This window comes from Streptomyces odontotermitis, assembly GCF_050510915.1.
In the GTDB taxonomy this organism is placed as follows: domain Bacteria; phylum Actinomycetota; class Actinomycetes; order Streptomycetales; family Streptomycetaceae; genus Streptomyces.
Genome location: NZ_JBNJLS010000002.1, coordinates 268,043 through 289,166 on the forward strand (window position 1 = coordinate 268,043; position 21,124 = coordinate 289,166).

The 21,124-nt window shown below is 70.3% G+C and carries 18 protein-coding genes and 4 pseudogenes; 10 read left to right on the forward strand and 12 right to left on the reverse strand.

What is annotated here, in order from left to right; all coding sequences use genetic code 11:
- Positions 1–88: 88 nt before the first annotated feature.
- From ACQB60_RS07405 to ACQB60_RS07425, 5 genes and pseudogenes are all read right to left on the reverse strand, one after another.
- Positions 89–690 (reverse strand): annotated as a pseudogene (locus tag ACQB60_RS07405) (transposase family protein); the annotation flags it as partial.
- The gene (locus ACQB60_RS07410) at positions 691–1,593 is read right to left on the reverse strand and encodes a M48 family metalloprotease (protein WP_496925016.1); all 903 of its coding nucleotides are present in this window, start codon (positions 1,591–1,593) and stop codon (positions 691–693) included. It lies immediately after the preceding pseudogene.
- A 59-nt stretch (positions 1,594–1,652) separates the two neighbouring features.
- Positions 1,653–2,042 carry a BlaI/MecI/CopY family transcriptional regulator gene (locus ACQB60_RS07415; protein ID WP_496925017.1) on the reverse strand — a complete coding sequence of 130 codons (390 nt, stop codon included), beginning with the start codon at positions 2,040–2,042 and terminating at the stop codon, positions 1,653–1,655.
- Positions 2,043–2,052: 10 nt separating this feature from the next.
- Complete coding sequence (locus ACQB60_RS07420) at positions 2,053–3,264, reverse strand: glycosyltransferase family 4 protein (RefSeq protein ID WP_496925018.1); 1,212 nt, start codon at positions 3,262–3,264, stop codon at positions 2,053–2,055.
- On the reverse strand, positions 3,261–3,692 hold the full coding sequence (locus tag ACQB60_RS07425) for a hypothetical protein (protein ID WP_496925019.1): 432 nt from the start codon (positions 3,690–3,692) through the stop codon (positions 3,261–3,263). Before ACQB60_RS07425 ends, ACQB60_RS07420 begins: the two co-directional genes overlap by 4 nt.
- A gap of 94 nt (positions 3,693–3,786) precedes the next feature.
- Between ACQB60_RS07425 and ACQB60_RS07430 the strand changes: the two are divergent.
- A pseudogene (locus tag ACQB60_RS07430) lies at positions 3,787–5,210 on the forward strand (hypothetical protein).
- A 2-nt stretch (positions 5,211–5,212) separates the two neighbouring features.
- On the opposite strand, the gene ACQB60_RS07435 reads toward ACQB60_RS07430, so the two are convergent.
- Positions 5,213–6,334, reverse strand: coding sequence for an AbrB family transcriptional regulator (locus ACQB60_RS07435; RefSeq protein ID WP_496925020.1), 1,122 nt, complete (start codon positions 6,332–6,334; stop codon positions 5,213–5,215).
- Between the two features lie 45 nt (positions 6,335–6,379).
- Here ACQB60_RS07435 and ACQB60_RS07440 point away from each other — a divergent pair, with 45 nt between their 5' ends.
- On the forward strand, positions 6,380–7,225 hold the full coding sequence (locus ACQB60_RS07440; protein WP_496925021.1) for a GNAT family N-acetyltransferase: 846 nt from the start codon (positions 6,380–6,382) through the stop codon (positions 7,223–7,225).
- 246 nt (positions 7,226–7,471) lie between these two features.
- Here the strand turns inward: ACQB60_RS07440 and ACQB60_RS07445 are convergent, their stop codons facing one another.
- Complete coding sequence (locus tag ACQB60_RS07445; RefSeq protein WP_496925022.1) at positions 7,472–7,873, reverse strand: ATP-binding protein; 402 nt, start codon at positions 7,871–7,873, stop codon at positions 7,472–7,474.
- Positions 7,874–7,882: 9 nt separating this feature from the next.
- Between ACQB60_RS07445 and ACQB60_RS07450 the strand changes: the two genes are divergently transcribed.
- The 5 genes and pseudogenes from ACQB60_RS07450 to ACQB60_RS07470 all read left to right on the forward strand — a co-directional run.
- Positions 7,883–8,197: a chitin-binding domain-containing protein gene (locus ACQB60_RS07450; RefSeq protein ID WP_496925632.1), complete on the forward strand. Its 315-nt coding sequence runs from the start codon at positions 7,883–7,885 to the stop codon at positions 8,195–8,197.
- 294 nt (positions 8,198–8,491) lie between these two features.
- Positions 8,492–9,193, forward strand: a complete 702-nt coding sequence (locus ACQB60_RS07455; RefSeq protein ID WP_496925023.1) for a response regulator transcription factor — start codon at positions 8,492–8,494, stop codon at positions 9,191–9,193.
- Between the two features lie 2 nt (positions 9,194–9,195).
- Entirely contained in the window at positions 9,196–10,641 is a 1,446-nt protein-coding gene (locus ACQB60_RS07460; protein WP_496925633.1) for a sensor histidine kinase, read from the forward strand.
- A 165-nt stretch (positions 10,642–10,806) separates the two neighbouring features.
- A complete protein-coding gene (locus tag ACQB60_RS07465; protein ID WP_496925024.1) occupies positions 10,807–11,037 on the forward strand; it encodes a hypothetical protein in 231 nt (76 codons plus the stop codon).
- A pseudogene (locus ACQB60_RS07470) lies at positions 11,031–11,234 on the forward strand (bile acid:sodium symporter family protein); the annotation flags it as partial. The gene ACQB60_RS07465 and the pseudogene ACQB60_RS07470, both read left to right, overlap by 7 nt.
- Positions 11,235–11,285: 51 nt before the next feature.
- Here ACQB60_RS07470 and ACQB60_RS07475 read toward each other — a convergent pair.
- A complete protein-coding gene (locus tag ACQB60_RS07475) occupies positions 11,286–13,283 on the reverse strand; it encodes a PIG-L family deacetylase (RefSeq protein ID WP_496925025.1) in 1,998 nt (665 codons plus the stop codon).
- A gap of 211 nt (positions 13,284–13,494) precedes the next feature.
- A complete protein-coding gene (locus tag ACQB60_RS07480) occupies positions 13,495–14,967 on the reverse strand; it encodes a glycosyltransferase (RefSeq protein WP_496925634.1) in 1,473 nt (490 codons plus the stop codon).
- A gap of 192 nt (positions 14,968–15,159) precedes the next feature.
- Here ACQB60_RS07480 and ACQB60_RS07485 point away from each other — a divergent pair, with 192 nt between their 5' ends.
- The 3 genes and pseudogenes from ACQB60_RS07485 (at position 15,160) to ACQB60_RS07495 (ending at position 17,799) form a co-directional block, all read left to right on the forward strand.
- A complete protein-coding gene (locus tag ACQB60_RS07485) occupies positions 15,160–16,632 on the forward strand; it encodes a DUF6056 family protein (RefSeq protein WP_496925026.1) in 1,473 nt (490 codons plus the stop codon).
- Between the two features lie 31 nt (positions 16,633–16,663).
- Positions 16,664–17,005 (forward strand): annotated as a pseudogene (locus ACQB60_RS07490) (AAA family ATPase); the annotation flags it as partial.
- 635 nt (positions 17,006–17,640) lie between these two features.
- Positions 17,641–17,799, forward strand: coding sequence for a hypothetical protein (locus ACQB60_RS07495; protein ID WP_496925027.1), 159 nt, complete (start codon positions 17,641–17,643; stop codon positions 17,797–17,799).
- A 16-nt stretch (positions 17,800–17,815) separates the two neighbouring features.
- Here the strand turns inward: ACQB60_RS07495 and ACQB60_RS07500 are convergent, their stop codons facing one another.
- The 3 genes from ACQB60_RS07500 to ACQB60_RS07510 are packed head-to-tail and all read right to left on the reverse strand — an operon-like array spanning position 17,816 to position 21,039.
- On the reverse strand, positions 17,816–19,087 hold the full coding sequence (locus tag ACQB60_RS07500; protein WP_496925028.1) for a COG4705 family protein: 1,272 nt from the start codon (positions 19,085–19,087) through the stop codon (positions 17,816–17,818).
- A gap of 39 nt (positions 19,088–19,126) precedes the next feature.
- Entirely contained in the window at positions 19,127–20,395 is a 1,269-nt protein-coding gene (locus ACQB60_RS07505; RefSeq protein WP_496925029.1) for a sensor histidine kinase, read from the reverse strand.
- Entirely contained in the window at positions 20,386–21,039 is a 654-nt protein-coding gene (locus tag ACQB60_RS07510; RefSeq protein ID WP_496925030.1) for a response regulator transcription factor, read from the reverse strand. The genes ACQB60_RS07505 and ACQB60_RS07510 overlap by 10 nt, the downstream gene beginning before the upstream one ends.
- Positions 21,040–21,124: the final 85 nt, after the last annotated feature.

A 21,124-nucleotide genomic window follows, 5' to 3' on the forward strand; every position in this document is an offset into this window, starting at 1 on the left:
TTCACAGACGGTGAGCGACCCTCGCGGATGCCTCTGCCGCTGAACCGCTTCCACTAAAGCGTGTTGCACGAAGCCGTGTTCGGACAGGTCAGAGCATGCGGGGACGCTTCTCTGGTCGTGATGCGAGGGCGAGGTTGTGCATGTGGGCGACGGCCTGGACCGCGTGGTGGAGGCAGTCGCCGTGCTGCCGACAGTCGCGGAGGATCTTACAGTTCTTCATCCGGCCGATCACATGCTCCACCCGGGCGCGGGCCGTGCGGTGGGCCGCGTTATCGGCCCCCTCGCCCGCCAGCAGGGCCCGTCGGGGGCGTTTGCGGTGCGGGGTGACCATCCCGCAGTTGAGGTAGGCGCCATCGCCCAGCAGGGTCACGCCCCGGCACTGCTCGGCCAGGCCGGAGGCCCGCCAGGCATGGGCGTCCGCGATGGTGCCCGGCACCGGCCGGGCCGCCGCGTCACGAGTCGGGTGTCCGCGTCCACGATGACCTGCACGTTCGCCGAGCATCGGTAATTACGTGAGGAGGATCCGACCTTGCGGTCGCGGACCGGGACCAGGGTGCCGTCCACGATCCACAGCCGGTCGGCCGCATCGGCCGGGCGGGCAACGGGCTCCAATGCGAGCAGCGGGCCGAGCCGTTGGATCACCCGGCACACCGTCGAGGAGGAAGTCCTGAACAGCGGCCCGGTCAGTCGTCAGGCCAGCGCGTGCGCCAGGAGCCTCAGCAGATCGCCCGTGGCGTCTGCGGCGAAGAGCGCCGCGAGAGCACCAACGGTGAGGACAGCGGCCGCAACGGGGCGCAGGTATGGGGGCGGAGTCCTCTGCAGGGCGGCGATGCGGCGGGTGACGGCGCGATCGGAGAAGCTCAATCCGCTGGTGGAGTGTGAGCTGTGGGCGACGAGGGCGGCGCGGGCTAGGGCGCGGGCGGTGGTGTCGCGGTCTCCCACGGTCACGGCGGCGTGTTCGTCGGCCCAGCGTTCCACGAGGTACGTGACCGTGGTGCGGACCGGAGCGAGGAGAGGGTTGAGCGCTGCGGCGAAGGCGAGAGTGTAGGCGTACAGGGCGTGGCGGTGGGTGAGGTGGGCTCGTTCGTGGGCCAGCAGGACGCGGCGCTCGGCGGGGGTGAGGGAGCTGAGCATGGCCGCGGTGACCACGATGTGGCCGGGGGCGTCCGCGGTGGCGGGGACGGCGAAGGCGCGCGGTGACGGTGACGCGGCGACGATGAGTTCCGTTTCAGGTGGGTGGCCCTCGCACAGGCGGCGCAGCAGCCGCCGGGTGGCGTACTCGCTGCGGATGGCGTGGCAGAGGCGGTAGGTGAGGGCGGTGAGGGTCACCAGAGCGGCGAGGGCGATGACTTCGGGGACCGGCTCCGGCAGGTACCGTCCGTCCTCGCGGGCATCGGCGGCGACGGGCGGAGCCGCGCTGACGAGGGTGGCGGACAGAAGGATCAGAGCCCATGTGGTCGCGGCCGCGGTGAGGGCCGCCGCGCCGGTCAGGGCACGCGTCGCGAGCGAGGGTGCCAGGTGTCTGCCGACGGCCGGGCTGACGGCGGCCAGCAGCAGCGACAGGACGAGCGGGGCGTAGACGTCGATCCTCATGGGCTCCCCCGGGGATTGCCGTGTGCGCGGCCCGTCGGCCGCCTTTCCTGACCGGCTCGTCAGCTGTCGTCACCGCTCAGCATGCGGCGCAGGGCGGCTCCCTCTTCGGGGCCGAGACCGGTGACGAACTGCTGGAGCGAGGCGATCGGGTCTGGCCCGCGGCCAAGGGCCTGGTGCATGGCGTCGGCGGTGTGCTCGGCGGCGTTCTTCGCGGGGCGGTAGGCGCCGCGCCGGCCGTCGGCGTCACGCAGGACAAGTCCCTTGTCGTGCAGGCGCTTGAGGATGGTGTGCACGGTGTTGTACGCGAGCTCGCCGCCCAGTTCGGCCTGGACCTCGGCAGGAGTCAGGGCCTGCTCCGTCGCCCAGAGGGCAGCGAGGACCTCGCTCTCCAGCTCCCCCGCGCTGCGCCGCTCGGCTCGGCCACGCCCCGTGCTGTTGTCGCCTTTCATAGGTGCCACCTTACGGCGTGTAGGGCCTGGTGGGGACAGGGTCAAGACGGGCCTTCGGGGCCTGCTCCTTGGCTGCTGTGAGGCTGTCCAGGAGGGCCTCCCAGTGGGCGCGGATGCGGCCGGGGTGGTAGCGCAGGGCGGACAGGGCGGCTGCGTCGCCCATGGCCTTGCGCGTCCGCGGGTCCTCGATGAGGTGGCGGAGCGTCTTGGTGAGGGCGGTGGTGTCGCCGAGGGGGACGAGGAAGCCGTCGTCGTCGCTGGTGATGATCTCGCGGGGGCCGTTGGGGCAGTCGAAGCTCACCGGCGGTACGCCGTGGCTCATGGCCTCGGCGAGGACCATGCCGAAGCCTTCGTGGCGAGAGGCGAGCGCAAAGACGGAGGCTTTCGCGAGTTCGGTCTCCAGGTGGGGTGAACTACCCATGAGGTAGACGTGGTTGTAGAGGTGGCTTTCATTGATCAGGGCGCGCAGGCGGTGGTGTTCGGCGCCGGATCCGTAGATGCGCAGCTGCCAGTCGGGGTGCTCGCGGGCCAGCGGTGCGAAGGCCCTGATGAGGTCGGCGAAGCCCTTGGCCTTTACCAGGCGTCCGGCGGAGACGATCAACGGCCGGTCGAGGGTGGAGCGTTGAGGGATGGAGTCGGGCAGGGGGTTGGGGATCTTCTCGACGCGCACGCCGCTGCCGTTGAGGCGCGCGGCATAGATCTTCCGGTCGGCGTCGGTCAGGACGCTCACGGCGTCGAGCCGCCGGTACCAGAGGTCGATCTGCTGTGCCAGGGCGGGTTTGTGGTGACCGTGGTGCAGGTGCTCCTGGCCGACGGTGACGACGGAGGCAGGGGTGAAGCGGGCGGAGAGGAGGTTGAGAGCGGGGCGTGTGGTGATGAGGACGCCGCCGTCGAGGGAGCGCAGGTAGCGCGTGATGCGGCGGTCGGTCAGGCGGCTGAACCGCCCGTACCGGACCTCCGTGCCCGGCACGAGCCCGCTCGGACGTCGGCCCAGCCACGCCTCGACGTACCGCTGCCCCCAGGGCACGGTGTCGGTGGCGTCGACGAGAGCGCGCAGCCTGACCTCCGGGTGCAGCGGCAGGGCGGGGGTGGGCCGGTGCCGGTGGACGCTGACGATCTCCACGTCGTGCCCGGCGTCGGCGAGCGCACCGGCCTGGTTGAAGACGGCGCGGACGGTGCCGCCGACGGCGAAGGCGTTCAGCAGCAAGAAGCGGATGGTCACGCGGACTCCCGGGCGCAGCGGATGGACAGGTTGTCCTTGACGGTGAAGTACGGCTGGATGCAGGCTCCGGCGGCGTGCTGTGTGGGGTAGACGAAGATGTTCTTCTTGCCGGTGATGTCGTCCAAGTGCCGCCCCACGCGCAGCGGTTCGGCGGCGCAGGGGGCGGCGAGGTACAGGTCCCAGACCCAGTCCCGGGTCGCGGAAGAGGCGGTCAGTGCCTCCAGTGGGACGTGGACCGCGAAGTCGTGGCCGCTCCCCTCGGCAGCCAACAGCACTTCTGTTGCGTCATCGCGCTGCCTGAGCACGAGCGTGCTCTGTGCCGCCTCGGCTCCCACCAGTTCGAGGCGCAGCAGGATCTGACCGTCGCGCGGCCAGACCTCCAGGACCTCGGCCATGTGTGTTCGGGTGGTGTGCGGCTTCTCGTCCATGGCTGTTCTCGCCCTTCCCCGCTCAACCCTACGCTCTGTAGGGTTGCAAATACCCTACAAGATGTAGGGCTTGAGAGTGGTGATCACGGACGAAGTGCTCTCCCGGGCAAGGGAGCGGAGGGCGGAAGCCCTTGTCGCCAGCCCGCCGCGACGCGAGGCCGGAAGGCCGTGGCTGACTGCGGTGGCGTCGACGTTCGTCTTGGCTCAACTCGCCCTGGTGGGAACGGGCCTGGGTCTTGGCCGGGACGAGACGGTGTACGTCAGCCAGCTCAGCGCCCACGCTCCTGCGGCCTACTTCAGCGCCCCGCGCGCCCGGGGCATCTCCTTCCTGGTGGCGCCGGCCACCACATGGTCGACGTCCACGGCCTTGCTGCGCGGATACCTGGCACTCCTTTCCGGGCTCGGGCTCTACCTGGCTCTTCGAGCATGGCGCGGCGTGCTCCCGGCCCGCGTCGTGGTACTCGCCGGAGCCCTCTTCGCATCCCTGTGGGGCACGGTGCTCTACGGGCCACAGGCCATGCTCAACTCTGGGTGGCGCTGGGGGCGTTGGCGGCGGTCGGCTGCTTCCTGCGGGCGGTCGGCGATCGGGCGGACCGGCGTGCGCCGTGGAGGCTTGCGGCGAGCGCCGCGCTGATGGCCGTGATGCGGCCCGCCGACGCGGTGTGGGTGACGCTGCCGCTGTGGGCCGCGCTGGTCGGCGTACGCGGGCGGCAACGGCCACGGCTCTTCCTCGTGCTCGGCGCGGGGCTCGCATCCGGGGCCGCCGAGTGGGGCATCGAGGCATACCTCCGCTATGGCGGCCTCGGTGCACGCCTCGACGCGGCGTCCCGCGTCGAGGGCGGCATGGGCCCGCACCTCGCCGTCGATGACCAACTGCGCAGCCTGGGCGGCCGCTTGCTGTGCCGTCCATGCACGGCGGCCGCGCCGGACGCGCACATAGTCATCTGGTGGTTCGCCCTGCCACCGGTCGCGCTCACCGGACTGGCCCTCACGGTGCGGGCCCGGCGCACGGCGACCGTTCTGGTGCCAGTGGCGTGCGCGGCGACGGTGCCCTACCTGTTCCTGATCGACTACGCGGCCCCGCGCTTCCTGCTGCCCGCGTACGCGCTGCTCTCGGTACCGGCGGCCACCACACTGACCCACCTGGTCACCGCACCACGCGGCCGTGCAGGGGTCCTGGACCGGGCTGTGCGCCACGACGCCGCCGGGAGCCGCTCGTACGCCCGCGCCGCCGCCGAGCTGCGGCGCCTCGGGGTGTGACCACCGTGCCTGATCACCGGTGAAGAGGCCATACCGGTCGCCTTCTACGCGGGCTGCGCCTCGGCGCGCGTCCATGGCCACAACGCCAACATCACCCCCTCCCGACTAGCCGCCACCACGCGGCGCATCCCCGTCCCCGCCCTGAGCGAGGGCGAGAGCCACCGGCCGCGCTACGCCCGCAGCCGGCATCCGTACCGCCTGGACGGCCCGCGGGGCTCGGAGAGCCTGCGCGCCTCCCTCGTCCGGCGCCCCGGCTGACGTCAGCGGGCGCCACCGCGCCCGGCGAGACGGATGAGCAGGGGAGCGATGAGCACCATGGTGAACAGGCGCAGGCTCTGCACGCTGGAGATCAGCGACACGTCGCCGTGCGTGGCCACGGCGGTGGCCAGGACGGCGTTGATACCGCCGGGCGTGGTCGCCAAGTAGGCGTCGGACAGAGGGATATGGGCGGCAGTCGCGAGCAGCCAGGCCAGGCCCGCGCAGGCGGCGCTGACCGCGAGCGTCAGTGCCAGCGCGAGCGGCAGCAGGCGGCGCGCACGTGTGACGGCGGGGCGGGTGAAGCGCAGGCCGATGTCCAGGCCGACGGCGGTGAACAGCGCCGCCCGCAGCGGCCCGTCCGGCGCGAACCCGCTCGCCGCGCCGGTCGCCGTGAGGGCGGCCGTCAGGAGCATGGGCCCGAGGAGTGCGTGACTGGGCAGGTGTGCGCGAGCACCGAGCCACGCGCCGAAGGCGGCGACGACCGCCAGGGAGAGCAGGCCGAGGCGCTGATCGGCCCCGGAGACCAGGTGCCACACGCCCGGCCCTCCCTCGGACCGGCCCCCGCCGGACTCGGCGGTGAACAGCCAGTGCACCAGCATGGGAGCGGTGGCGGCGACGAGCACCACGCGCAGGTACTGCAGGAAGGCGACCAGGCGCGTGTCGGCCCCCAGGTCCTCGGCGCAGGAGACGACGGCCGCCGAACCTCCCGCGATCATGCCGAGCGTGGCGCTCGCACGGTCCACCCGGCCGATCCGAGTGAGGGCCGCGGCGCCGGCCAGGCTCAGCGCCAGGGTCGCGGCGGTGACCGAGGTCAGGGCGATGACGCGCCCCGACGCCTGGTGCAGGGTGTGCGGGGTGAGGTAGCTGCCCATGAGGACGCCCAGCAGGGCCTGGGTGGAGCGGTTCACTCGTACGGGTAGCTTTCCGGCGCTGAATCCAGCGGCCGCCACGGCGAGTCCGGCGAGCAGGGGGACCAGCAAGTGCGGGGCAGGCAGGACGGGTTCGGCGACCTCCCCGGCCGCGTACGCGGCCAGAACCACGGCCGTCCACGACGCCCACAGCCAGCGCTTGCCGGGAGAGGGAGCGGACGGCACGGCAGGTGAAGCGGGTGACTCGTGGATCACTGAACACACACTACAGCATGTAGTGTTTCGCGTACGCTTCGTCACATGCCGGAACGTGAGCGCGGACTCGTCTCCGCCGCAGCATGGCGAACCCTGTGCCACCCCGATCAACTGCCCCAGCAACTACGGGCGATGCTCGGCAACGCCGACGTCAGCTGGCACCCACCCCGACCCGCAACCCCCGCACACACCCCAGTCGGCAGCGGTCCGCAAGGGCTCCGCCTGCGCGACCCGGCGGGCGGGTTCCTGACCGCACACCGATGGGCGGACCGCATCACCACGACGCAACGCTTCGCCGCGCACCTGCTGGCCCTCCTCTCCCGCCGCCCAACCCTGCCGCGCACCCACCGCCGTCGGGTCCGGCTCGCGGACGGCACACCCCTCGCCCTGCGCCTGGCCACGCCGCGGGACCTGCCCAAGGTCGCAGCCCTGCACGCCTTGTGCGCGCCGCTGTCGCAGCCAGAGCCATACAGGATTCCCTGTCGCGCGGAGCTGCCCCATCTGCTGCACCCCCGGGTGGGGCGCAGCCTGCTCGCCGAAGCGCCGGGCCGGCGACCGGTCGGCTGGGCCTCGCTGGCCTGGGACGGACTGGGTGCCGACGTCTTGCTGCTGGCCGCCGAGGCGTGGCAGGACCGTGGCGTGCTCACCGTCCTGCTGGCCGCCCTGGTCGATGAGGCCAGGGAGTCCGGCTGCCGGATGCTGTGGGTGCAGGCATCTCCCGGCGCGGCCGTGGACCGGGCAGTGCGGGCCATCGGCCCGCACTGCTCCGTCGAGCCCGGCACCGACGCGACGGCCGTCACGCTCACGCTCACGAATCCGCCGGAGGCCGGTCGGCCGCCCGGCCCCAGAAGCCTCGCGCCCCATCGGGCACCGGGATTCAGGAACACCTGAGTTTCCCATCCCCTGACACCCACATGACAGCGGTCCCGATAGGAAGCCGCTCTGCGTGGAGCAGGATGTGCGGTGGCGCTCTCTGGTCGAGCGGACGAGGAACAATCGTGCCTTGGCCCGCGAGTTGGCACGGACGAGCCGCCAACTGATCGAGGAGAGCCACCGGCTCCTGGCCGAGCGCCGTCAGCTCACACTTCAGCTTGTGCGCCACGTGACAGCGAACCGGCAAACCCCCGAACCTGCTCGTCAGTTGACCGCATCCGACCGCTCGGCCTGAACCAGCAGCGTGAAGATCGTCGGGGCGACATCCGCCAGGACCAGCCCGCCGCCCGCGGCCTCGGCCAGGTCCTTGGCCAGTGCCCATCCGATACCGGAGCCCGCTCCGGTGGTGTGGCCGCGGTCGAAGACGCCTGCGAGGTCACCGCGGATGCTGCCCTCGTCTCTCACGTCGAGTGCAGTGGCGTCGCCGAGAGACCGAGCCGTCACCTCGGTCCTGCCCCGACCGTGCTCGCGGGTGTTGTCGAGGAACACATCGAGGATCTGCCCGACGGTCCGGCGTAGTACGGGGGCCGCCCTGTTCCGGACTCGATAGCGGCGCCTAGTCGGCGGCCCTCGGCGTGCGCCGCTGACCCCGCACGCGGCCACCACGCCGCATCCCTGTCCCGGAGCACCTCATCACCGACGCACCTACCCACGAATGGGCCGGAGTCCCAACTCACTGACACAGCCAAACCCCAGCCTCAGCGGAGCAGCCCGGGTACCGCCCCGGCGCCGTACAACTACAAGTACGACGTGAACGATGCCAGGACCGAGCTTCACCACGGCCGGGAGGAGGCGGGCAACGAATCCGGGCGCGTGGAAGGCTCCTACTACGTCCTACTCCCCGACAATCGCGTCAAGACCGTGAGCTATTACGTCGACGGTGAGTCGGGCTTCGTTCCGCAGATCTCCTTCGAGGAGAACGCGCTCTAGCCCGGGAGCCTGTCGTGGCCGGAGCGCGGCGAGTCCCCCGTGGTGGCTGCTGCCTGTGGCTGACTGGGCAGCAGCCGTACCACGCCGCCGCGTTCGGCCAGTTGTTGGCGCAGCAGATGGTTCTCCGCCATCGACTGGTGCAGGGCGCCGACGCCTGGGCCACAGCCAGCATCAACAGGGCCGGATAACCCCACGAAACCCGCGAAAGCCGAGGGGTGAGAGGCAGGTAAGAAATCCCGTTCGCCCGGGCCCCGGGCAGGCCGCGCGGAGGCAGTTGTTGGCAGACTGCGGCACGTGCCCCACACCGTGCTGCTTGCCGAGGACGACCGCGCCATCCGGCATGCCCTGCAGCGTGCCTTTACGCTGGAGGGCTACGAGGTGACGGCGGTGTCCGACGGCATCGCGGCCCTGACCCACGCCCAGGAGCACAAGCCGGATGTGCTGGTTCTGGACGTGATGATGCCGGGAATCAACGGGCTGCAGGTCTGCCAGGTGCTGCGCGCGCAGGGCGACCGGGTGCCCATCCTGATGCTGACCGCGCTGGTGGAGACCGCCGAGCGGATCGCCGGTCTGGACGCGGGTGCGGACGACTACGTGGCCAAGCCGTTCGACGTCGAAGAGGTCTTCGCGCGGCTGCGTGCCCTGCTGCGCCGCATCGACACGGAGTCGGCCCGGGCACCGGAGCAGGCCGACAGTGGCCCGCTGGCGGTGGCGGGGCTGCACATCGACCCAGGGGCGCGCCGAGCGTGGCGCGGTGAGCGGGAACTGGAGCTGACCCGCACGGAGTTCGACCTTATTGAGCTGCTGGCCCGCAACGCGGGCATCGTGATGGAGCACGCCACGATCTACGACCGGATCTGGGGCTACGACTTCGGCCCCCGCTCGAAGAACCTCGCCGTGTACGTGGGGTACCTGCGCCGCAAGATCGACGGGCCGGACGGTCCGCCGCTGATCCACACCGTGCGGGGTGTGGGGTATGTGCTGCGGGAGCCGTGAGCATGCGGGTGGTCCCGGTGAGCCTGCGCACCACGTTCACCCTGGCGTTCGCGATGATCGCGGCCGCGGTGACGCTCCTGGTGGGGTTCCTCAGCTACGACGCGGCCGCCCGTCTGGTGCGCGTCGAGCAGAAGTCGGTGTTCAACGAGGTCGTGCACGACCTGCAGCGCCAGGTGCGCGGCCAGGTCCTGGACCCCGGGGACTATTCCTCCGCCGATCCCGACCACGACGGGCCGCGTGACGATCTGATCCGCCCCACCCACACCGTGGTCCAGGTACTCGGGCCCGGCGGCCGCATCGCCGACCACGGCAGCCCGCCCATGCCGGTGACTGCCGAGGACCGGGCCCGGGCCGACGCCGAGGACGCCGGGCGGGTCATCCGGCGTAAGGTCGGTCAGGGCGGGCAGGACTACCGCCTTGCGACCGTGTCCCTGGGCGGCCGACGCGGCGCGGTGCAGGTCGCCCAGCAGTTCAGTGACACCGAGGACCTGCTGAAAGAACTCCAGCAGCGCACCGTGCTGTTGGTCGCCGGGGTGATCGTCAGCTCTGGGCTGGCCGGCTGGTGGCTGGCGCGGCGGATCACCGGCCGCCTGATCCGGCTCACCACGGTCGCCGAACAGATCGCGCGAACCGGCAGGCTGGGCCCGTTGGTGCCGGTCTGCGGGCACGACGAAGTGGGCCGCCTAGGCCGCGCCTTCGATCGGATGCTGGCCCGCCTGACCCGGTCCCAGGAGGACCAACAGCGCCTCGTCCAGGACGCCGGGCACGAACTGCGCACCCCGCTGACCTCCCTGCGTACGAACATCGCGCTCCTGCGCCGGATCAGCGAACTGCCCCCTGCCGCCCGCGAGGAACTCATCGCCGACATGGCCGAGGAATCCAAGGAACTGAGCGACCTGGTCAACGAGTTGGTGGAGCTGGCCGCCGGACAGGCGGACGACGAGCCGCTCACCGAGATCGGCCTGGCAGACCTGGCCGAGGACACCGCCGCCCGCACCCGGCGCCGCACCGGACGCACTGTCGTCGTGCGCCCCCGGGACCCGGCGACGATCGAGGGCCAGACGGCAGCCTTGCACCGGGCCGTGGCCAACCTCCTGGAGAACGCCGCCAAGTTCGACGGCTCCGGCGCCCCGATCGAGCTGGAAGTCACCGGCGCCCGCATCACCGTCCTGGACCGCGGACCGGGCCTGGGTGAGGCCGACCGCAGCCGCGTCTTCGACCGCTTCTACCGCGCCCCGGACGCGCGCAGCCTGCCCGGCTCGGGCCTGGGGCTGTCCATCGTGCGGGAGGTAGCCACCGCCCACGGCGGCACCGTGTTCGCCGAGCCCCGGCCGGGCGGAGGCGCGGCCATCGGGTTCGACCTCACCGCAGCGACACAGGACGGCGAGGCGACTGGCAACGATCCGGCGCCGTCCGGCACCAGTGGCGGGCGGCGAAAGCCCAGGTAAGAGCGCGGTGACAATTTCCGCGACCTCGGTGAGAAACGGTGCCCGGGCCGTCACCAACCTCTGCCGGCACTCGACTGATCACGCGCAGGTCCGCCTCCTCCCTCCCACTGCCCGGAGCCACTCATCGTCACTGACCCCGCCGGGTCGGCCGCCGACAACCCGCCTATGCCCGAGCCGAGTTCCGTACCCTCCATCTGGTTCAGCGGCACTCCTCTGGTCCTCGGCTGCCCGTGGTGCCGTCGCCGCGGCTGGGTGTGGCACGAAGCGGCCGGGCAGTGGCAGCGCACCGACGGCGAGGCACTGACCGGCGCGGTCGTCGCCCCGGTCACGGACGGCTGGCTGCCCTCGCAGATCCTGTGCCGCGCCTGCGGCGGCGTCTCCACCCCTGTCGATTGAAGGCACCCGTGGCGTCCTCGTTCACGCTCGCCTGCGGGATGAACAACAGCAGCGCGAGCGCCGTCCTGCTGACCACCGCACTGCCCGACAAGCCGCATCTGCTGCTGCCGGTCCTCGCATACGGGCTGCTGCAAAAGACCGCCGCGAACTGGGTCGTACGCCTGCGAGTTCCGTCCCGGCCCTGCGCCGGGGCGTAAGACGTAAGACCGCCGGCTCAGTCCGGCCGTCCGTCTCCACCGGCGCGGTCCTCACGCCTGCGGAGTGGTCTGTGGCCGCCAGATCCACGGCCTGGTGTCGAGTGACATTCCCACCACCGACACGTCGTGTCCGCGCGGGGCCAGGAGTGAGGGTGTGCCCACGATGGCCGGGCGGCCTGGGGCGGTCAGCGGGCGGGCGTCGGCGGTAGTTCCGTACTGGATCTGAGCCTGGCCGCCGTCGTTCACAGCGAGCAGCACGAGTGTGCCCTTCCCGCCGTCGGTGCCTGCGGCCAAGCGGGCGGTGACGAGACCGTAGCCGGTGAAGTGCGGTAGGGCAGTGCGGGCCGCATCAGCTGAGGTGCCATATGCGTATGGCGCAGTCGCGGCCGGGGCGCGGTAGATCAGCGCGACGTGTCCGTCCGGTTCGAGCACCGCGGCCGTCGCGTCGGCTGGGACCTGCGAGCTGGCCGGCGGACGGGCGGTGACCGGTCCGCCCGGCCGGTCCTGGGCCCAGTGATGCACACCGTCATGGCCTGCGGCGTAGACATGGATCCGTCCTGCCGCATCGAGGATCACGGACAGTCCGTCCTGGACCTGTCCTCCGCCCAGATGGCGCCAAGGCCCCCACCGGCCGGAGGCTTCCCGTACGCGTGCGGCCAGGTCCTGGGCGGCCGTGCGGGCGAAGAGGTGGACGCGGTGATCCGGGGTGGCCACGGCTACCGGGCAGCCGACCCGTCGCCCCCGCTCGGCACCGGCGTCGGGAGTGCCAAGTCGTCGCCAGGGCCCGAAGAGCCCGCCGGCCCTGCGCTGCTCCAGCACGACGATCTCCCGTGTGTCGGCGCGGCCCTGGCCGTCCAACGCGGAGAACCGGAGCGCGAAGAGCAGGTGGCGCGCGGACGCGTCGGTCACCGCGGACAGAGCCGGTGCCAGCGGTCCGCCCCCGAGGTTCTGCGGGGCGCCGAAGCGTTCGCTGCCGGGGGCGGTCTCGTGCCAGCGCACGGCCTGGGTGCCGAGCACTCCGTAGGCGACGATCCGGCCGTCCCTGTCGGTGACGGGCGCGGGCAGTGGGCCCGGGTAGCGCGGATGAGTGCTGCGTGCCCAGCCCTTGCGGCTGGTCAGGGCGTGGGTGCCGCCCTGGCTGTAGTCGCCGCAGCCGGCGGGGTCGTTGCACTGCCAACCCGGGTCGCCGCCGTACGCCGCGATGTAGCGGACCTTCTGCGTGAGGACGGCGGGCGGAAGGTTGCGCGGCCACCGCTGGTTGTAGTAGCCGCGGAAGGCCATGGTGGTGAAGCGTGGGGTGTGCCCGTCGCGCCGCTCGGCGTCGGCCACCCACTGGGACAGCGCCTTCCAGGTGAACAGGGCCGTCGGGGTGTGGTCCCGATGGTCGGAGAAGTGCGGCTGATCGCTGCCCTTCGGCTGGCGGGCATCGTGCACTTGGTAGTCGGGGTCGGGATCCATGGTGTGGACGACCGTGGGCCGGAAGCGGGCCATGAGCCAGGCCAGCACGTCGACCAGGGTCTGGTGGTCGTAGGCGTACGTCTGGGAGACCGTGGAGTCGGTCGCCTCCACGGTGCGTATGACGGTGCCTGGGGTGTCCCACAGGACTGGCATGCGCACGCCTCCGTCACCGCGCATGGCGATGTTGAGGAAGATCAGCCGCGCCTGGCGATCGCCCACCGCAAGTCCATCCGTCTCCGCTCTCGCTCCGTGCGGCAGGGCCAGGACCGTGCGCTGCCAGGGGGTGAAGCGGTCCAGGCCGAGCATCTCGGCGTACGCCTGCCGCATGCCTTGTTGTCGGGCGCCGGAGTAGTCCGGCTTGTCGGTGACCACCGGGGCGAGCCGATGGGGCAGGCGGTTGCGACCCGAGGATTCCCCGGCTGTGACCACGACGGTGACCACCGGCACTCCCGCGGACAGCAGTTGGTGGCACTGCGGGTTCATGAAGAACAGGTCGTCGTCCGGGTGGGCGATGACTTGAAGCAGCAGCCCCTTCCCGGCCTCGGCGAAGGGCCCGGTCGCGTTCGGGTCGACGGCATGGACCGGAGCCACCGGGGCACGGGAATGGCCGCCGGGACTGCACCCGGCAACCGTGGCACTGGCGAGTGTACCGAGGCCGCCTGCGAGTATCTGTCGCCGAGTCGCCGCATACGGCATGCCCGGCCCCACTCCGTCATCCACCACGGCCCCCGAAGTAATTCTACAGCGCAAACGGATGTCATCGGTCATGAATGCAGGACGAGTGAATGCAGGAACGGCGAACTTACCCTTTTCTCAAGAGCTCTTCGGGCCTGCCGGGCGCAGGGATCAATACGGCACCCTGTCGACGGGTGTGCACAGTCCCAGAATTGATGGCCCAACGGGCGATCAGGAACGAGAAAGGTGTGACGAGTACACCCGTGAGCAGCGCCGTGATGTTCTTCCCCATTTCCAAGTAATGCACGCCGAGGAAGAGCAGTGCACCACTGGACACCATATTGACGAGGCTCGACAGCGGGAAACGGAAGAAGGCCCGCCAGGTCGGCCTCGTATGGCAGGTGAGATAGGTATTGAGCAGGAACGAGCCGACGACACTGACCGCGAAGCCGATGACATGAGCGACCAGGTACGGGGCCCGACGGTTGAGCGAGACGTACACTCCCATATACACCGCGGTGTTGACGATTCCGATCGACGCGAAGGCGAGGAACTGCCGCAGCGTGCGCAGTCCGACGGCGGGTTCGGGAACCGGGACCTTTGTCCGCTCCGCCGACCCTGCGGTGGGAGGTGGGCTGCTTTCGGCGGCGGGGAGAGGGTGCACCCGGTGTGCGTCCTCGTCGGTCTCGCGCACCACATAGAGCGGGCGGCGTTTCGTCTCCCCGTAGATACGTCCGACGTATTCACCGATGACGCCGAGCGTCGCAAGCTGGATTCCGCCCAGGGCCACGATGGCGATCAACAGGGTGGCGAATCCCGGGACTTCCACCCCGTGCGCGACCACTTCTGCGGCGATCCACAACGCGTACGCGAACGCCGTGAACGCGAGGGCGAGTCCGGCGTAGATGACCAGGCGCAGCGGGCGGCTGTTGAAGGAAATGAGGCCGTCGATACCGTAGTTGAGGAGGCGTCGGCCGCCCCACTTCGAGCGCCCGGCGACGCGGCTGACGTTGTGATAGGTGAAGCTGACGGTATCGAAGCCGATCCAGGAGAAGATCCCCTTGGAGAACCGGTTGGCTTCAGGGAGAGCGAGCACCGCGTCGACGGCCCGGCGTGACAGGAGCCTGAAGTCCCCTTCCCCGTCGACGACATCGACGTCCATGCACCGGCCCATGGCGCGGTAGTACGCCGAGCTGACGGTCCTGCGCAGCACTCCCTCGCCGGAGCGGTCACGGCGGGCGACGACTTGATCGTATCCGTGTTGCCGCAGTTCCAGCATGCGGTGCAGAAGTCCGGGCGGGTGCTGCAGATCGGCGTCCATGAGGGCCACGGCGGCGCCGCGCGACATGCGCAGCCCCGCGAGCATGGCCGCTTCCTTGCCGAAATTCCGGCTGAAGGACAGGTAACGCACCCGCGGGTCCGCAACGGCGAGGGTGCGCAGTTGGGCTCGGGTCGTGTCGTGGCTTCCGTCGTCGACGTAGCAGATCTCGAAAGATCTCCGCGTCTCAGCAAGAACCGACATCAGCACGGAGTGGAAGGTGTTGATCACGTCTTCCTCGTTGAAACACGGCACGACGACCGAAATCTGACACTCTTCCATTCGCCCCCCAGCAGCTGTGAGTGCGGCCTTGTCAACCGCGGCCACCACGATTCCACGTTCCCTTAAGAGCACTTCAAGGAGACGGTAAGAAGATGTTGTGCGTCGACGTCAGACCTGTATGTGCGAGGACGGGACGGGGGAAGCTATTCCTTCATTGGATTTCATCGACCGATGGAGGAGGAGCAGCCTGTGGTGCACGCGCCAGAAACGGCTGTCCAGGGCCAGCGCACCGGAGGCGTTCCGGATACCCGTGCGATGTGGCGGCGGGCCCCCGCCTGGCTGGGGCTTCTCTCACTCCTGCCGCTCGCCGTGTTCGCCTTCGCGGTGTGGAACGCCCGGTGGGTGCGTCCCGGCGGAGACGACTGGTGCTTCCTGCCGGTGGCGCGCGACGGCGGACTCTCCGCGATGGTGGGGAAGTTCTACCTCCACGACAACGGACGCCTCGTCAACGCCGTGCTGGTGTGGGCCTATGCGCGGTTCGGCGATGCCGGGCAGCAATGGTTCGCACCGGTCAGCGGCGTAGTCGTGCTCGCGCTCCTGTGGGCCCTGGTCACCACGGTGCTGCGCGCGACACGCATCACGACCCCGCGGGCAGTGCCGCTCCTGGTGGCATCCATGGTGACGGCCCTGTTCCTGTTCGGCTCGCCCAACACCTACAAGACGTTCTACTGGCCCGCCGCCTCCGTCTCACACACCCTGCCCCCGGTGTTCGCCTGCGCGGCGGCCGTCCCCGTCCTGCGCGCGGCATCCCGGCGGGCGAAGATCCTGGCCCTGCTCGCCGTCGCCGGCACGGGAGTCTTTGTGGGACTGCTCTCGGAGGAGACCAGCGTCGTCGTCTCGGTCACCCTGGCGTGCGCGCTGCTGATCAGCGGCCACGCCTTCCCGAAAGCCCGCCGCCGCTTCCTCAGGGTGTGCTGCGCCGCCGGGATCACGGGCATCGTCATCGGCAGTCTGATCCTCTACACGTCGCCGGGCGCCCAGCACCGGCGCGAGCGCAAGCACGCCTCGACGATGTTCACCCCCGACTCGCTCCTCGCCTCCTTGCACGGTTTCGGCGAGATCGCCTCCCAACTTCTGTCGACCTGGCCGTACTTGGGCGCCATCACGGTCGGAGTGGTCCTCGGCCTGCTGAGCCGCGCCCCGCAGGGACGTCTCACCCCCGGACGGACGGACGCGCTGGTGGTCGGGGCCGGCGTCTGCGCCCTACTCGTCTCCGGCTACATCTGCACCGTGATCACCTACCCCGTCTTCAAGGAAGCGGTGGTCACATCGACACGGCTGTGGAACGACTACCTGCTGCTCTACGTCCTGCTCCTCGTGTACGTCGGCGCCCTCACCGGCCGCGCCCTGCGAAGCCAAGTCCGCCGCACCGGGCCGGCCCTGGCCGCCGGGGTCATGGTCTGCGCTGCCGTCTGCACGGCCCTCACCGCCTCGCTCGCGGACCTCGAATCCGACATGGTCGCTCACGCCCACCGATGGGATCGTCAGGATCGCTGGATGCAGAGTCAGGCCGCGGCCGGCGTCCACGTCCTGCCGTACAAGCGGCTGCCCCTCAGCAAGATGACCGAGCCGTTCCGCCACGGCGGGCACGCGAAGTGGCCCGCCTCCTGCATCGCCGACTACTACCGGGTGCAGCACATCACTCAAGCCTCCAGGCTGCCCTGATCACCGACGGCCGCCACCGGTCCAACGCAGATTTTTGCTCGGCATGAAGCGGCGCCTGGGCATCGCCGCCGCCCTGCTCGGCGACCCGCCTGTGCTCATCTTCGACGAACCCGCCAACGGCTTGGACCCAGAGGGCATCAGATGGATTCGTGACCTGATGCGGTCGCTGGCCACCGAAGGCCGCACCGTCCTGGCCTCCACCCACCTGATGAGCGAAATGGCCCTCACCGTCGACCACCTTCTCGTCATCGGACGAGGACGTCTGCTCGCCGATATCCCGATCACCGACTTCGTTCCCGCCGGCGCCTCACTGGAAGACGCCTACCTCGCCCTCGCCGCTTCTGCCGTGGAATACCGGACCGAAGGGACGGGGGCCGATGATGCCGACCACGCTGAGAGATGCCACGACCGGCGAGGTCATCAAGCTGCGTTCCCTCCGCCCCACCTGGGTCACCGCCCTCGTCGCCGTGGCATTCGGCCTGACGCTGAGCGTCATGGACGTCGCGCACATCGCCGACGCCTGACCCGGATGACGACGGCCGAGCGGGCCCAGTTCGACCCGGCGGGCTACTCGCTCTCCGGTTTCTCCTTCGCCGTCCTCGCCTTCGGTGTCTTCGGCCTACTGGGCACCAGCAGTGAGTACACCACGGGGCTGATCCGCTCGACGCTGACCGCGACACCCCGGCGCCTGCTCGCCTACACCGCCAAGACCCTCCTCATCGGCGGATCCGCCCTGATCCTGGGTGAACTGGCCGCGTTCACCAGCTACTTCATCGGCCAGCCGTCCTGGCCAGGCAGCATCTCGACGTCGGTCCTGGCACTCCCGGTGTGCTGCGCGCCGTGTCCTGCGCCGGGCTCTACCTGTTCGTCGTCGCCGTCGGGGGCTAGGGCCTCGGGGCCGTCATCCGGCACACCGCCGGAGCCATCGCCGCGCTCTTCGCCCTGGTCTACCTCGGTTACGGCGCGGCCAAGGCCGTCGAGGGCTGGTCCTACCTGCCCAGCAAGCTCATGCTGAGCAACGCGGCGGACGCCCTCGGCCAGCTCCACCCGCACCCCCTTCACCCGGAACGCGTCCTCTCCCTCTCCTTCGCCCTTGCCCGCCTCGCCCTCTACCTCGCACTCGCCCTTGCCTGCGGGGCCTGGCGCTTCACACGCGATGCCTCATAGAGGTTTGTACGGTCTGTCAACCCATGTCCGTCAGGAGGGCGTTCAGTTCCGTCTCCTGCTGCGAAGGCGACATCGGCGGGTTCGAGTGATCGATGCCGAAGGTCTTGAGCACCTTGTCCATCTGAGCGTCGATGGAGGTCCAGCCGGTGTTGTCCAGCGGCTGCAACGACGCCTGGTCGGCGTCCCACAGGTCACGCAGCGACTGGGCGGCCGCGTGTGCTCCCTTCGCGTTCCCCAAGCGGGCGTCCTTGAGCGAGGTCGAGGCGAGGGTCCGCAGCTTGGAGACCTTGGTGGGCGGGAACTTCTTCACCGCCTCGCCGGGAGCCATCTGGACGACGGAGGTGTTGTCCTCCTCCGGCGCCGGGCCGGTGTGCGGCTGGCCGTGGGCCCAGACCAGTAGGCCCGTGGCCGCGACGGCGAGCAGTCCGAAGCCAGCCAGCGCGACGCGCTCCTTGCGCGGGTCGCCGGTGGCGTGTTCGGCGTGGGCCGCCTCGTAGGTCTCGGTCACGTCCGAGCGTGTCACCGTCAGGTAGATCACCGTCGCCAGGATGAGGCCGAGGAAGATCAGGCTGGTGGTGAACGTGCCCAGGGCGAGACCGGTCGGCTCGCCCGGCTGAGCGACCTTCGGGGACGCGAGCCAGTCGCCGATGTTGGCGCCCAGCGGGCGGGTCAGGATGTAGGCGAGCCAGAAGGACAGCACCGGGTTCGCGCCGAACTTCCACAACAGCGTGATCGCCGCGATGAGACCGAGCGGCAGCAGTACCGAGGCGCCCGGGCTCCAGCCCGTGAGCTCGAGGGTCCAGTCGCCGGTCGCGGTGCCGAGTGCGAAGGTGACGAGAACGGCGAGCCAGTAGAACGACTCACGTGGCAGCGTCGTGACCGAGTGGATCGAGAGAGTGCGCTCGCGCAGCCACCACACGCCGAAGACCACGGCGAGCAGGACCGAGAACACGGCGGAGCTGATCCACAGCGGCACGTTGAGCTGGTCGGTGAGGATGTCGGTGTACAGCGTGCCCGTGACACTGACAACGACCACGGTCAGCCAGTAGGGGAACGGGACGTACCGCTTCAGCCGCAACTGGACGGCCAGGACCACCACGAACACCGCGGTGAAGATCCAGGCCGTGTTCACCAGGCCGACGCCCAGCTTCATGTTGATCCAGTCGGCGAAGCTCTCACCCACGGTGGTGCACAGGATCTTGATCACCCAGAACCAGATGGTGACTTCGGGGACCTTGTTGAGCATGAGGCGCCCGCTGCGCGTGCGTACTTCCGTTGTCGATGTCATGCGGGAAGTTCTACGGGGGTAAACCTGCAAGCAACCTGACTACGTGGCCGCACGCGCGGCCGGAAGGGTCACCTCGACGTGACCGCGGCCGTCCGCGATCGCGCGGACCTCCACACGGGCCGAGGCGGCGATGCGCCGGACCACCGGCAGCCCAAGACCGTACCCGTCGCCGCCGGTCACACCCGCTTCGAAGACCCGCTCGACGTCCGCGGGATCGAATCCGGGACCGTCGTCCAGGACATCGACCACGACGGCCTCGCCCTGGTTGCGCGCGGTGATCCACACCCGTGACCGCGCGTGCCGCAGGCCGTTCTCCAGCAGGGGTGACAGCAGTGACACGGCCACGTCGGGCGCCACGGCCACCTCGACCTTCGCCGGGAAAGCGACCTCGACCGCGCGGGAGCCGATCGCCTGTCGCGCGGCGGAGCGCAGATCGCACCGGGCCGCGTCATCGGCCCGTGCGCGCGCGGCGCGCAGAATCGTCGTGATCGCCGTATCGAGGCGGTCGACCTCGCTCAACACCGCCTCCGGCGGCACCGGATCGCCGGACAGCTGCGCCAACTGCGCCTCGCCCCGCAGGACCGTGAGCGGGGTCCGCAGTTCGTGGGCGATCTCGTCGGTGAGCCGGCGCTCGTCCGCCAGCGCGTTGTCGACGCGCTCCAAGAGGCGGTCCAGGGTCTGTCCCAGTTCCCCGAACTCGTCGTGTGGGACTCCGAGGTCGAAACGGCGTCCGGGTTCGTGATGGCCCCAGTCGTCGGCGAGGGCGGCCATCTCGTGCACGACCCGCAGCGCGCGGTGCACCACGAGGTGCGCGACACCACCGGCGAGGACGATCGTGAGGCCGCCCAGGATCAACGACAAGGTCAGACTGCGCTGCTCGGATGTCTCGTAGGGCGCGAGGTCCACCCGGACAACCACCATGACGTGGTGGCCCTCGATCGGCACCAGCCGCGCGTACAGGAGGTAGTCGCCCACCGTCACGGTCTGCGATCGCCCCGAGTCCGCCAGCTCCTCGACGCGACCGACCACGCTTGCCGGTACGTTCCCGTCGATCAGGCGGCCGTCGGCATATACCCAGGCGACGTCGTCCAGCGCCTCGCTGCCGTTCTCCGTCAGTACGACACGGCCGCCCTTGGCGGTGACGTTCGCCGCGACCGCCTCGGCACGGGTCCGGGCCAGATCGTGCGCGTCCGCGTCCGTCACCCGGCTCAACAGCACGTGCGAGACCACGACCAGGACAGAGACCACGGCGGTGGCGATCAGTACGGTGAGCGCGACGACCCTGCTGCGGAATCCCGTCACTGCCATCGGTAGCCCACGCCGCGGACGGTCACCAGACGCTCGGCCACGCCCAGCGGACCCAGCTTGCTCCGCAGTCGGCGCACGAAGGAGTCGAGGGTGTTCTCGCTGACACGCGCTCCGTGCGGCCAGCCGGCGGCGATGAGGGCGTGGCGCCTGATCGCGTCGCCCTGCGAGGCGATCAGGCGGCCCAGCAGCCGGAACTCGGTCGGGGTCAGGCTCTCGCTCACCGAGCCGTAGGTCACCACGTGCTTCGCCGGATCGAGGACGACCTCGCGCGTTGCGGGCGCCACGGTGGCCCGGCGCAGCAGGGCCCGGACCCGAACCAGCAGTTCCGGGACGTCGAAGGGTTTGGTCATGTAGTCGTCGGTGCCGGCCTCGAAGCCGCCCACCTTGTGATGCAGGCCGTCCAACGCGGTGAGCATCAGCACCGGCACGTCGACACCGCGAGCCCGAAGGGCCAGGCAGACGTCGCGGCCGTCGGCGTCCGGGAGACCGAGATCCAGGACGACCAGCTGGGGTGCCGGTGCGAGCTGCCGCAGCAGGCTGTCGGCCGTGGCGGCGACCGAGACGGTGTGGCCGTCGTACTCCAGGGCGCGCTTGAGGACGCCCCGGACCGCCGCATCGTCTTCGCACACCATGATGAAGGCCACGTGCTGACCCTAGATACTCCCGTCGCAGTTCTCCATCTGCCCTGATCAGCCACCTGACGGTCGTGAAAGGCACTGGCGCCGCACG